7 protein-coding genes are annotated in these 13,755 nt (G+C 54.2%); 6 read left to right on the top strand and 1 reads right to left on the bottom strand.

What is annotated here, in order from left to right; all coding sequences use genetic code 11:
• Positions 1-68: 68 nt before the first annotated feature.
• From VMF88_04500 to VMF88_04475, 6 genes are all read left to right on the top strand, one after another.
• On the top strand, positions 69-1,520 hold the full coding sequence (locus VMF88_04500) for a T9SS type A sorting domain-containing protein (protein HTY10316.1): 1,452 nt from the start codon (positions 69-71) through the stop codon (positions 1,518-1,520).
• 927 nt (positions 1,521-2,447) lie between these two features.
• Positions 2,448-5,531, top strand: coding sequence for a T9SS type A sorting domain-containing protein (locus tag VMF88_04495; GenBank protein HTY10315.1), 3,084 nt, complete (start codon positions 2,448-2,450; stop codon positions 5,529-5,531).
• Positions 5,532-6,252: 721 nt separating this feature from the next.
• Positions 6,253-6,528 carry a GIY-YIG nuclease family protein gene (locus VMF88_04490; GenBank protein ID HTY10314.1) on the top strand — a complete coding sequence of 92 codons (276 nt, stop codon included), beginning with the start codon at positions 6,253-6,255 and terminating at the stop codon, positions 6,526-6,528.
• A gap of 961 nt (positions 6,529-7,489) precedes the next feature.
• The gene (locus VMF88_04485; GenBank protein ID HTY10313.1) at positions 7,490-10,273 is read left to right on the top strand and encodes an endonuclease; all 2,784 of its coding nucleotides are present in this window, start codon (positions 7,490-7,492) and stop codon (positions 10,271-10,273) included.
• Positions 10,274-11,557: 1,284 nt separating this feature from the next.
• A complete protein-coding gene (locus VMF88_04480) occupies positions 11,558-12,061 on the top strand; it encodes a DUF2085 domain-containing protein (protein HTY10312.1) in 504 nt (167 codons plus the stop codon).
• On the top strand, positions 12,042-12,548 hold the full coding sequence (locus VMF88_04475; protein HTY10311.1) for a hypothetical protein: 507 nt from the start codon (positions 12,042-12,044) through the stop codon (positions 12,546-12,548). The genes VMF88_04480 and VMF88_04475 overlap by 20 nt, the downstream gene beginning before the upstream one ends.
• Here VMF88_04475 and VMF88_04470 read toward each other — a convergent pair whose 3' ends face one another.
• Positions 12,549-13,745, bottom strand: a complete 1,197-nt coding sequence (locus VMF88_04470) for a HAMP domain-containing sensor histidine kinase (GenBank protein HTY10310.1) — start codon at positions 13,743-13,745, stop codon at positions 12,549-12,551.
• Between the last annotated feature and the right edge of the window lie 10 nt (positions 13,746-13,755).

Here is a 13,755-nt window from a genome sequence, read left to right as displayed (position 1 = left end):
TAAATTGAAATTCGTAAATCGTAATTCTTATTAACCCACACCTCATCAATCTCAGAAAGGATCCACTTATGAAAAAACTGTTTACTGTATTATGCATCCTCTTCCTGCTCGGACTCGGCGCACAGTCGACGTTCGCGCAGATCTTCACGGAGGATTTCAATTATCCACTTCAAACGCTACTGACAGTCGATAACACGGGATGGCTCGCACATAGCAGCGCTGGCACAAATCCCGAGCAAATATCCGACTCAAATTTGACTTTGTCTGGAGTTACAACATATCCATCCGGCGGGAAAGCCCTCGTGCTCAAAAGGACTGGACAAGACGTCAACTACAGATTCGTGGCATCGGAGTCGGATAGTATCACGTGCTCGACTGGATCTGGCGTAGTATATGCATCATTCCTGGTCAATATCGATACTGTCGGAACCACTCCAAATAATAAGTTAAATGCTGTCGGTGATTATTTCTTTCACTTTGGAGATTACGGCGGCGGAGCGCAGGCAGTCGGTACTACTATGAACACCTCTGATTTTTGGGCTCGTGTGTACGTCCGGAAATCTACAAAGCCTGACAGCTCTTTAACGTTTGGGATTGCCAGGGGTGCCCTCGTGTCAGGAACTGGGCTTCCCGTGTTTACTGACTCGATTTATCAGCGTAACACCACCTACCTTCTAGTAGTAAAGTACGACTTTGGCGGAGCTCCTCTCGACACTTCCCTCAGTGGAGCCGGGAATGCCAGTCTTTACGTCTTCCAATCGGGCGATGACTGGACTTCCGAACCGGGATCGCCCAACGCTCAAGCGTATGGCGATGGCGCGGCTTCGCAGTTTGGGACAGGTTTAAGTGTCGCCCATGAAATTTCATTTATTGCATTGCGTCAGGGATCAGCCACGACCGCACCTTACCTTGTCATCGACGGAATCCATGTCAGCCAGGATTGGACAAGTTTGAACTTGCCGGTTGAGTTGAAGAGCTTCACTGCGACGCCCAACGGGAAGTCGGTGGAACTTGCCTGGTCGACCGCGACCGAAGTGAACAACTCCGGCTTTGCGATCGAACGGAAGACCTCGACCAGCTCCTATCAGCAGGTCGGGTTTGTGGCAGGAAACGGAACGAGCAACGTTGGTCATCATTACAGCTACACAGACCAGGTTGCCGCCGGTACGTATACCTACCGTCTGAAGCAGATCGACCATAACGGTGCGTTCGTGTACAGCGCGGCCGTGAATGCGACGATCGGCCTCACGCCGGCTGACTACGAACTGAGCCAGAACTATCCGAATCCTTTCAACCCGACGACCATGATCACCTTTGCCGTGCCAACGGATCAGAAGGCGACTATGAAAGTGTACAACATGCTCGGGCAGGAAGTGATGACGCTGTTCGACGGCACGGCGCAGGCGAACCAGCTGATTCATGTGAACATGAACGCAAGCTCGCTCAGCTCCGGAACATACTTTTACGTTCTGCAAACGGGAGAGACCCGTCAGATCAAGAAGATGATCCTGCTGAAGTAATGTTGTAGAAGAGCTGTAGTTTTTTTGAAAAGCCAGCCGGTTGAAACGCCGACTGGCTTTTCGTTTTATAAAGGGGATCGAAAAAGCTTGTTCACCCTGAGCGAACCTGTTCCGCTGAAAGCGGAACAGGGGAGTCGAAGGGCTCAAGATGTCCTTCGTCTCGTGCCGCGATAAAGCCGCGCCACTCGCTCAAGATGTCCTTCGTCTCGTGCCGCGATAAAGCCGCGCCACTCGCTCAGGATGTCCTTCGTCTCGTGCCGCGATAAGGCTGCAGCACTCGCTCAGGATGTCCTTCGTCTCGTGCCGCGATAAAGCTGCAGCACTCGCTCAGGATGTCCTTCGTCTCGCCTCGCTTCGCGAGGCTCGCTCAGGATGAGCAGATTTTTTAATTATAATAAATGCTTGTTCACCCTGTCCCCTAAGGGACCCCTTCGGGGAGCAAGCGATCCCGACGAAGTCGGGGGAGCGCGTCGAAGGGCGCAACTTGTCATTCGTCTCGTGGCACGATAAAGCCGCGCCACTCGCTCAGGATGTCCTTCGTCTCGCCTCGCTATGCGAGGCTCGCTCAGGATGTCCTTCGGCTCGCCTCGCTTCGCGAGGCTCGCTCAGGATGAGCAGATTCTTTAATTATAATAAATGCTTGTTCACCCTGAGCAAGCGACCCCGACGAAGTCGGGGGAGCGCGTCGAAGGGTTGACTTCTCAAAGCAGCCAAGTACCCAAATCCACTTGCATCTTATCCCACCAATTCCAATATTGGTCCAGTTACTCTCCCATCTTTTTTCTCCCCAAAACCATCTCCCCATTTTTGTTAATTGTTAGGTCAGACAAGAATGTCTGACCTACGCACGCTTGTTAATTGTTCATTGTTGATTGTTAGCTGATAACTGATAGCTGCTAACTGTTAACTGAAAAAAAAGGGGGCTCCATGAAACCATTCTATCTTTTTTTCTCCGCATTTTTTCTTCTCTCTCCATTGTTCGCGCAAACGCCGCTTCCGATGTCCTCGACTGCCGGCATGATGTACACCGAAAATTTCTCTGACATTGCAGACTGGACGAACGGCTTCGCCTCCGGCACCGGGGCGGAACGCTTCGGCGCCGTGGATACGAATTCGCGCGGCACGATCCCGGACGGCATCAGGATCACCGTCCCGACCCAAAAATTTTCCACCGGTACCTCCGCCGGCGTCCAGCGGGGGACCGGAAATATTCTTCTCCTCGCCACCGGCACGGCGGATAATTCCGCTTCGGCCGCGATCGATCTTTTTGTGGACTTCACCGGCGTTGCGCCGGGGATGCTCAGCTTTCGATGGGGGGACAGCACCAACGGCACCGTCGGCGCCAGCCCGCGCTGCGCATCGCTCCGCGTTTATACGAGCGGGGACGGCGCCGCCTTCACCGAACTGACCGCGGCCGCGGTGCTGAATCTCGTCAACGGCGCGTTGTCGTTCGGGACTCTCTCCGGGATTCCGCTTCCTCAAAATCTTAAGAACTGCTCGGCGGCGAGAATCCGGTTCTATTGTTATAACGGCACCGGCGGAACGACGGGGAGCCGTCCGAAGATCAGCATCGACGACATCACGATCACCGCAGGTCCCGAGTCCGAGCCGAAGTCGCAGCCGACCGCGCTCGTTTTTTCGAACGTCGGCTCGACGTCGATGCAGGTATCGTTCACCCCGTCCGCAACCGCGGAAAGCTACCTCGTTCTCCGCCGCACCAGCGCATTGCCGACGGGGATTCCCGCCGACGGCAATTCCTATATTGCCGGTCAAACCATCGGAGACGGCGTTGTGGAATATGCCGGCAGCGGAACATCATTCACGGAAGAAGGATTGACCGCATCAACCACGTACGGTTACGAGGTCTTCGCCTTCAACGGAAAAGGATACGGCACAAATTATCTGACTGCGGCCCCGCTGACCGGAAGCAAGACAACCGGAGCAACTGCCGCCGCATCGCTGAGCGACATCGTCGCTATCGCGGGTTCAGAAACGGCTGCGATCTCTTCCATCTCAAATCATCCTTCGCCGCTCACATCGACGACCGGGACCCAGGTGTGGCAGGTCAAGATCCGGGACGGGGGAGCGGCATTGTCGGACGGCGACGGGAAGCCGACCATTGTCACAGGGCTGACATTCACGCAAGGCCCGGCCAACAAGGTCGCCGATTGGTCGAGCGCAATTCTTGCGGCCGACCTGTTCGACGGATCGACGCATCTCGCAAGCGGGACGATCGGAGCGGCTTCGCTCGTGTTCGGTAATTTTACCGCGACCGCGCCAAGCAAGGGGACAAAAACACTCTCGCTCAGGATCTCGCTGAAGACGTCGGGACTCCACGACGGACAGGTCTTCCAGTTCAAGCTGACACCGGCCAACACCATCACGCAGAACGACGTGACAAGCTCTCAGATGAGTTTGTTCCCGGCCGCGGTCTCGGACTCCGCGAAAAATGCGATCGGAGTCATAGCGACGCAGCTCGTGTTTATCGCTGCTCCGGTCCAGTTCGCGAACCTGAACACGAACATCAGCGTTTCGCTTGAAGCGCGCGACGCGAACAACAATAAAGACACGGAAGCTCACGGGAATGTCACAATACTTCTTGCGTCCGGGACGGACGCGCCGGGTTCGGCATCCGGGTTAACGAAAGTTCTGTCGTCGGGGTCAGTTTCATGGGATGATATCAGATTCACGAAAGGGGAGTTAGGCGTCAGCCTGACCGCCTCGAACACCGGAGGTTTGATCAACCCGACCTCCGGCGTATTCGAGACGACGAACGCGATCGTTGTCGAGAATTTTCCGTACGCCGTTTCCGGGCCGATCACCGGCGACGGCTGGAGCGCTCACGGCGCGGAAGGGACGAACCCGATCTGCGTCGTTTCTCCCGGATTGACCTACGCGGGATATCATTCGTCCGGCATCGGCAATGCCGCGCAGCTGTCGTCCAGCGGGGAAGACGACCATGTCACGTTTTTCACGATCGCCAGCGGGTCGGTGTACGCGTCGATGCTTGTCAATGTGAGCGCAGCCCAAAGCGGCGGAGATTTCTTCTTCCATTTCAGCACCAGTTCCCTCGGAACGTTCACGGGGCGCGTCTTTGTGAAAGACAGCGCCGGCAAGCTTGCCTTCGGCGTAAGCAAGAGCAGCACGGAGCCGAACTATACGCGCGCTGTCTATTCGTACAACACGACGTATCTTCTCGTTTTGAAATACACGTTCAAAAATAAATCTGACACCGACGACACGGCCGATCTTTTTGTCGATCCGCCGTTGAACGCGCCGGAACATACCCCCTCGGCAAGCGCTCCCGCCGGGGAGAACGACGCCCAGAGCATCGGAGCCATTGCGCTGCGGCAAGGAGGAGCGGGGACGGCACCGACGCTGAGAATTGACGGCATTCGTGTCGCAACCTCGTGGGGGAATGTCCCGCTTCCCGTCGAGCTGAGTTCGTTCACGGCTCGCACAGCGGAGGATGGGGTCGAGCTTCGCTGGACGACGGCGACGGAGACGGAGAATTACGGGTTTGAGGTGGAGCGGAGTACAATGAACAATGAACAATCAACAATGAACGGTTGGGTGAAGCTTGGGTTTGTGGCGGGACAGGGGACGAGCAGCAGCATACATCGTTATTCTTTCAAGGATGTATCCGCGGTGGTTGGGAGCTACAATTACCGTCTGAAGCAGATCGACCGCAACGGAAACTTCGAGTACAGCGATGAAGTGGAAGCAACGATAACGTTGGCGCCGAATACGATGCTGCTCGGACAGAATTACCCGAACCCGTTCAACCCGGAAACCAGCATCGAATTTGCGGTGCCGACGGCGGGCATCGCGACGCTGAAAGTGTACAACACGCTCGGTGAGGAAGTGATGTCGCTGTTCGATGGAGATGCGGACGCGAACCTGCGATATCGTGTTCGGATGAATGCGGGATGCTTGAGCTCGGGGATATACTTTTATGTACTGCAGTCGGGAGGGAAACGGGACGTGAAGAAGATGCTTCTGCTGAAGTGATTACGCAGATGGCGCTGATTTTGCGCTGATTGCAGATTGCGCAGATTGGGGTCTGGATAATTAAGTAGCGGAGTCTAGTTCCGTCTCTTTCATTCTGAGGAGGAGCGTTCTTTGCGACGACGAAGAATCTTTCTAACGCCATAGATTCCTCGCTGCGCTCGGAATGACATGTAGTTGTTGGTGGCTCCGATATTCTCAAAGAAGCTGAGTCTCTGTCATTCTGAGGAGGAGCGTTCTTTGCGACGACGAAGAATCTTTCTTGCCGCATAGATTCCTCGCTTCGCTCGGAATGACATGTAGTTGTTGGTGGCTCCAATATTCTCAAAGAAGCTGGGTCTCTGTCATTCTGAGGAGGAGTGTTCTTTGCGACGACGAAGAATCTTTCTTGCGGTATAGATTCCTCGCTGCGCTCGGAATGACATGCAGTTGTTGGTGGTTCCAATATTCTCATGGAAGCTGAGTCTATGTCATTCTGAGGAAGAGCGTTCTTCTTCCTGTGTAGATTCCTCGCTGCGATCGGAATGACATGTGGTTGTTGGTGGATTTAATATTCTCAAGGAAGCTGAGTCTGTGTCATTCTGAGGAGGAGCGTTTTTTGCGACGACGAAGAATCTTTCTTACCGCAGGGACCCCTCGCTGGCTCGGGGTGACAAATAGTCTCGGTCCGCCTTTTGTTCTCAGGCACTCAGGCCTCATGAAAGCCATTCTTTAGGGGAGAAACATGCGCAAATACTACATCTATATAATGACAAATAGAAAGATGACGTTGTACACAGGGTTGACAAATAACTTAGAACGCCGGGTAGCCGAGCACTGCATGCATTCGAATCCCGGATTCACATCTCGCTATAAAATTTCGAAGTTAGTGTATTTTGAAGAGTACTCTGACGTGCGCGACGCAATTTCGAGAGAAAAGCAAATTAAGGGGTGGGGGAGGCAGAAAAAAATTGATCTCATCTCATCGATAAACCCTAATTTTGAAGAGGTCAGATTTTAAGATAGATTCCTCGCTACGCTCGGAATGACATGTAGTTGTTGGTGGCTCAGATATTCTTAAGGTTACTGAGTCTATGTCATTCCGAGGAGGAGCGTTTTTTGCGACGACGAAGAATCTTTCACACGGTGAAAAAGTGAAGGAACCGACGACAGCATAGATTCCTCGCTACGCTCGGAATGACATGTAGTTGTTGGTGGCTCCAATATTCTCAAGGAAACCGGGTCCTTGTCATTCTGAGGAGGAGCGTTCTATGCGACGACGAAGAATCTTTCTTACGGCGAAAGAGTGAAGGAACCGACGACAGCATAGATTCCTCGCTTCGCTCGGAATGACATGTAGTCGTTGGTGGTTTCAATATTCTCAAGGAAGCTGAATCTCTGTCATTCTGAGGAGGACTGTTCTTTGCGACGACGAAGAATCTTTCTAACGGCATAGATTCCTCGCTGCGCTCGGAATGACATATAGTTGTTGGTGGCTTCAATATTCTCAAGGATGCTGAGTCTGTGTCATTCTGAGGAGCGCAGCGACGGATGCTCCTTCCGAAGCATCCCTTTGGGAGAATCCATGACACTACGAATTGGTGACCGCAGGCGTTTCTGATGGTACATTCCAGTGTAACGGAAATGCAGCGTCATGGATCCTCCGCGGAGGTCTTGCAAAGCCATCCCCTCGAACCTTCGGGCGGAGGGGGTAACGGGGAATAAAACGGGGTTGCCGCTGGTATTTCTTCCGCCGTTTGTTTATTTTTTCATTATGCGTGCTGTTGGTCATCGTCCCGCCGGGTTGCCGTATGTACATTAAATCAACGCTACGCCGGGTACATTGTGGAATGGTCGGAATGGGCCGGCGCCGAACGATGGGATCTTACGTACGAAGAGATTCGTAATTCATAATTCACATTATTAATTCATCGCGGGGGGGAGAATGGTGCTGTTGCTGAATGGGCGCTGGTTTGAAATCTTTGAGAACATCGAGGAAGAGCCTCGGCGTTCTTGTCTCTCTGATCGTTCTTCAATCATTATCCCTCTGGGCGCAGCCCGGAACTTACTTCGACGGTATTTCCACATCAAGCGCGACCTTTGTCACTGACCTCCAGAACCTGATCAATCCTCACACCCGCATCACCTACGACAATTACGATGAGACGAACATTGCCAACTTCGCCTCGCGCGATACGACGAACGGGCAGAAAGTTGTGACGTGTGTGTATTCCGGGCTTAACTACGTTTACACGCCGCCCTTTAAATGGTGGGGAAACGCCGGAGTGAACAATGACTCGGGATTCAGCCGCGAGCACTCCTGGTGCCAGAGTTGGATGCCGAGCGCGCACGCATCCAATTTTACAAGCTTGCCTGAGTATTCCGACCAGCATCACCTTTTTCCCGTGAATCAGGTACACGCAAACGACCCGAGGAGCAATCATCCTGAGGGAGTCGTTGTTTCTCCAACATACACTTTTTTGGCGTGCAAGGTCGGAACGGATGCGAGCGGGCATACCGTCTTCGAGCCTCGTCAGTCGCACAAGGGGGATTTCGCACGCGCTCTTTTCTACATGGCCGTTTGCTATAACGGCGTGAATGGCTACGACTGGACATTCAATCATCTCAACAATGTTATACTCGATTCGCTGAGCGAAGCAGCACAGGATGTGAACCTTCTTTTGCAGTGGAATAAAGACGACCCTCCCGACGCGTGGGAAGTATCGCGGAACAACTATATCCAATCGATCCAGAACAACCGCAATCCGTTTGTCGATCATCCCGAGTGGGCGAACTATATCAACTTCAACGACCTCTCGAAACTGACTCCGACGTATGCCGTTGAACCTTCCAACCATGTGACGAACCTTGCGATAGGGAACGTCACTTCGTCCAGTCTGACGGTCAGCTGGACGAACGCCGCGGCAGGGAGTCAGCAGCCCTCCGGGTACCTGATCGAGCTCTACGCATCGGACGATTATTTCACGCCCGAAGACGGTTCGGTCTATGCCGACGACACGGACCTGACCGACAACCGTGCGGTAGTGAATGTGGCCAACAGCGGGGGGACGTCGCACCAGTTCACCGGCCTCTCGTGCGGAACGACATACTATGTGCATATGTATTCTTATAACGGCTCGTCGTCGCAGATCAACTACAAAATCGACGGGACGGTCCCTTCCTGCAGTGCAACGACAGGGTCGGCAACGCTTGCCGCCGAGCCATCAAAGTATCCGGGAGGGTTCAACCTTACGACACCGACGATCACGAACTCCTCAATCACGATCCGGTGGATCGACTCGGCCGGAGGTACCGTTCCCTCCGGCTATCTTATCCTCGCGAATACCACGAACGCGTTCAGCGACCCTGTGGACGGTGTAACGTATTCGAACGATACCAACCTCGGCGACGGTTCGGCGGTTGTCAATGTCCCGTACGGCAGCGGAGATTCGCTGCAGTGTACCGGCCTCCTGAGTCTGACCAGCTACTCGTTCAGGATTTATCCCTACAACGGAAGCGGTTGTCAGCGCAACTATAAGACGGACAATTTCCCTTCGTCGAAAGACCAGGTCACCTACACCACCGGAGCCGCTTCGTCGTCGCCAACCGTCGTAGTGAACGAGTATTTTAATGCATCGGCGCAAAGCGGGGAATGGGTCGAGCTTCTGGTCATCCAGAACAACCTGGATATGCGCGGGATGCAGCTTCGCGACTACAGCTCCGCCGGCAATGCGCAGACGCCGGTCGTGTTTTCGAATGCAGCACTCTGGTCATCAGTACCAAAAGGAACGTTCATTGTTCTTCTTGGAAAGGGAAACGCGCAAGCGCAGGACTTTGATATTTCGGATAAGAAACTCGTCGTCAGCGACACCAACGCGACGTACTTTACCGGCGGTGCAAGCGGCTTCGATATTTCCGGCACCGCCGATGCGCTTGAGATCCTGACTTCCGGCGGCGGCCATATTCATTCCCTCAGTCATGGCAGTAAACCGGGGAGCATCGCCTCGCTTGCGGCGCCGACCGCAAATTCAACGACGGCTCCGGCTTCGGGCCACGTGGTTCAATTCGTGAATATCGGGTCGGTAAGCGACTTCGGGCTCGATTCAAAAACATCGGCAGGAGGGGCTGGAACAGAGGGTTCAGCGAACGACGCTGCCGAGTCAAGTTTTGTCGCGACCAATCTTCCCGTCGAGCTGAGTTCGTTCACGGCTCGTGCGGCGGAGGATGGGGTCGAGCTTCGCTGGACGACGGCGACGGAGACGGAGAATTACGGGTTTGAGGTGGAGCGGAGTACAATGAACAATGAACAATCAACAATGAACAGTTGGGAAACAATAGGGTTTGTTCACGGGTATGGAACGAGCAGCAGCGTGCATCGTTATTCTTTCAAGGATGCATCCGCGGTGGTTGGGAGCTACAATTACCGTCTGAAGCAGATTGACCGCAACGGAAACTTTGAGTACAGCGATGAAGTGGAAGCAACGATGACGTTGGCGCCGAATACGATACTGCTCGGACAGAATTACCCGAACCCGTTCAACCCGGAAACCAGCATCGAATTTGCGGTGCCGACGTCGGGCATCGCGACGCTGAAAGTGTACAACACGCTTGGGGAAGAGGTTGCGACTCTCGTGAACGGCAGCGTTGAGGCGGGAGTGTTGAACCGTGCGGCGTTCAACGGAGCCAGCTTTGCCGGCGGCGCATATTTTTACACCCTCAGGTCTGGAAGGTTTATAGAGACGAGAAAGATGCTTCTGCTAAAGTGATTACGCAGATGGCGCTGATTTTGCGCTGATTGCAGATTACGCAGATTGGGGTCTGGATAATTAAGTAGCGGAATCTAGTTCCGTCTCTGTCATTCTGAGGAGGAGCGTTTTTTGCGACGACGAAGAATCTTTCGCACGACGAAAGAGTGAAGGAAACGACGACAGCATAGATTCCTCGCTGCGCTCGGAATGACATGTAGTTGTTGGTGGCTCCAATATTCTCAAGGAAGCTGGGCCTCTGTCATTCTGAGGAGGAGCGTTTTTTGCGACGACGAAGAATCTTTCGCACGACGAAAGAGTGAAGGAACCGAAGTCAGTATAGATTCCTCGCTACGCTCGGAATGACATATGGTTGTTAGTCGCTTCAATATTCTCAAGGAAGCTGGATCCCTGTCATTCTGAGGAGGAGCGTTCTTTGCGACGACGAAGAATCTTTCTTACGGCGATAGAGTGAAGGAACCGAGGTCAGTATAGATTCCTCGCTGCGCTCGGAATGACATGCAGTTGTTGGTGGCTCCAATATTCCCAAGGAAGCTGGGTCTGTGTCATTCTGAGGTGGAGCGTTCTTTGCGACGACGAAGAATCTTTCTTACGGCGAAAGAGTGAAGGAACCGAGGTCAGTATAGATTCCTCGCTTCGCTCGGAATGACATGTAGTTGTTGGTGGCTCCAATATTCTCAAGGAGGCTGAGTCTATGTCATTCTGAGGAGGAGCGTTTTTTTGCGACGACGAAGAATCTTTCTTACGGCGATACAGTGAAGGAACCGAGGTCAGTATAGATTCCTCGCTTCGCTCGGAATGACATGTTGTTGTTGGAGGCTCCAATATTCTCAAGGAAACCGGGTCCTTGTCATTCTGAGGAGGAGCGTTCTTTGCGACGACGAAGAATCTTTCTTGCGGCGATAGAGTGAAGGGACCGAGGTCAGTATAGATTCCTCGCTGCGCTCGGAATGACATGTAGTTGTTGATGGCTCCAATATTCTCAAGGAAGCTGGGCCTCTGTCATTCTGAGGAGGAGCGTTCTTTGCGACGAAGAAGAATCTTTCTTCCCGTATAGATTCCTCGCTTCGCTCGGAATGACATGTAGTTGTTGGTGACTCCGATATTCTCAAGGAAGCTGAGTCTCTGTCATTCTGGGGAGCGCGGCGACGGATGCTCCTTCCGAAGCATCCCCTTTTCACTCATGGCTATAAACTGCTAACTGCTAACTGTTAACTGTTAGCTGCTACCTGTTGCCGTTCCTTCTTGCTTCTCTCTCGTGATTCTGCTATAATGTTTTCCATCATGACCCCGCGCCGCGTTCTTATCGTGATGCTGTTCCTCTGGTGTGCGGCAATCGCCGCTGCGCCGCTATTGAGCTCGCTCGGCGGTCCGCTCGCAGCGTCGGGCGCATTCCTCTACCAGTTGTTTTCCCGCGTCTGCCATCAGATCGACGGCCGGTCGTTCCATATCGCCGGATACAAATTCGGCGTGTGCATCCGCTGCACGTCCATCTACGGCGCCTTTTTCCTCGGCGTCCTTTTCGCCCCTTTCGCTTCCAGAACCATCGGCCGCCGGCTTTCATCCCGGTCGTTGATCCTTCTCTCCGCGCTTCCGATGGCTGCCGACGTCGCCCTGTCGGCGTTCGGCATTCACGAGAGCACCGCCGTCACACGAATGTGCAGCGGCGCCCTCTTTGGTTTCGGACTGAGCGTTCCGCTCGCCGAGCCGCTCGAAGAACTTGTGCAAAAAATCCTATCACGATCGAAGAATATTCTACGGATACCGTATGCGACCAAAGCCGGATAGACTGATGCCCGCGCTCTACGGCGGACTGATCATCGCGGGAATTTCCGCAATTCCCGGACTGAACCTCATCAACGTCTGCTGCTGTGCGGGGATTCTGCTGGGGGGATTCCTTGCAGTTCTTTTTTACAGGCAGGAGCTGACGCCGGAGATGGACCCGCTGACGTCGAACGACTGCGTGCGGCTCGGCGCGCTGACCGGAGTGATCGCCGCCGCGGCCGGAGCCGTGATCTCGTTCGTCGTTGCGCTCGTCTTCGGCAACATCGCCATCGAGATGATGATGAACATCGTGCACCGGATGAACGTCGACCTGCCGCCGAACATCGAGCAGATGATCGACCAGGCGTCGGAGGAGAGGCCTTCGGTCATCGGGATGATCGCGTCGCTCTTCTTTACGATGATTATCGACGTGCCGTTTGCGATCCTCGGAAGTCTGATCGGATGGTCGGTGTTCAAGCCGAAGCAGCAGTTCCCGCAGCAGATCCCCTGATCATCCGCGGAGCTTGATGCGGAAGGTCGTTCCGACGCCGAGCTTGCTCTCTTTGATGGAGAGTTTTCCTTTATGGTAGGTTTCGACGATCCTTTTTGAAAGGCTGAGCCCGAGTCCCCATCCCCGTTTTTTCGTGCTGAAGCCGGGGCGGAAGACGTCTTTCCGGTACGCCGCATCGATCCCTTTCCCGGTGTCGGTCACGTCGATGACCGGCGCGTTCCCGGCGCGCGAGATCCTGAACGAGATCTTTCCCTTCCCGTCCTCCATCGCATCCAGCCCGTTCTTCACGAGGTTCTCAAGCACCCATTCGAACAATTCGCGGTTGATCTTCGCCTCTACCGGCTCGGACGGCTCCACGACGATGTCGACCCGTTTCCCCATCTGCGGTATTCTCTTCTGGAAGTAGCTGATCACGCTTTTCACGACCTCGCCGAGATCCTCCTCGCGCAGGTCAGGGCGCGAGCCGATCTTGGAGAAGCGGTCGGCGATCTTGTTCAGCCGGTGCAGGTCGTTCTCCATCTCCGCGATCGTTTCGGCGGTCTTGGCGTCGGCTTCGGGGCGGAGCTTCAGAATTTCGGTCCATCCCATCATGCTCGACAGCGGAGTGCCGAGCTGGTGGGCCGTCTCCCGCGCCATGCCGACCCAGATGTTGCTCTGTTCGCTCCGCTTGATGTAGCTGAAGCCGATGTAGCCGACAAAGATAAAGAGAGAGGCGATGACGATCTCGATGTAGGGCAGCCACCGGAGGCGCGTCACGAGAGGCGACTCGCCGTAATGGACACGGCTGAGGATGATCGTGTCCTGGTACGAGACGACGATGGGGCGGTTGATCCGGTCCATTTCCGGGATAAGCGACCGGACGTACGCATCGCGCTCCGCTTTTGGAAGCGTCGTATCGACGTCGATGTTGCGCGAGGCCTTGATCTCGAAGTTCCCGGCGTCCGATTCGATGATGGGGAAGTCGATCGCCCGGATCAGCTCGTCGAAAATAAAATTATATTCTGCGCCTGAAAAAGGGCTGTTGGCGAGGTACTCGACCGATTTGGCATACAGGGCGGCCACCTCGCGCTCTTTTTGCTGCAGCCGGTCGACCAGGTTGTGCGTGTAGATGAGAATGGGGATGATGATGACGAACGCCGCGATCAGCAGCGCAGCTTTGATATTTCCGGATTTTGGACTGCGGTCGCTGAGGTTCATAAGAGGATTG

Source organism: Bacteroidota bacterium, assembly GCA_035506275.1.
GTDB lineage: Bacteria > Bacteroidota > Ignavibacteria > UBA10030 > UBA8401 > JAGVPT01.
The sequence above is the reverse complement of the archived record's forward strand: the minus strand, read 5'-3'. Positions and strand labels throughout refer to the sequence as shown.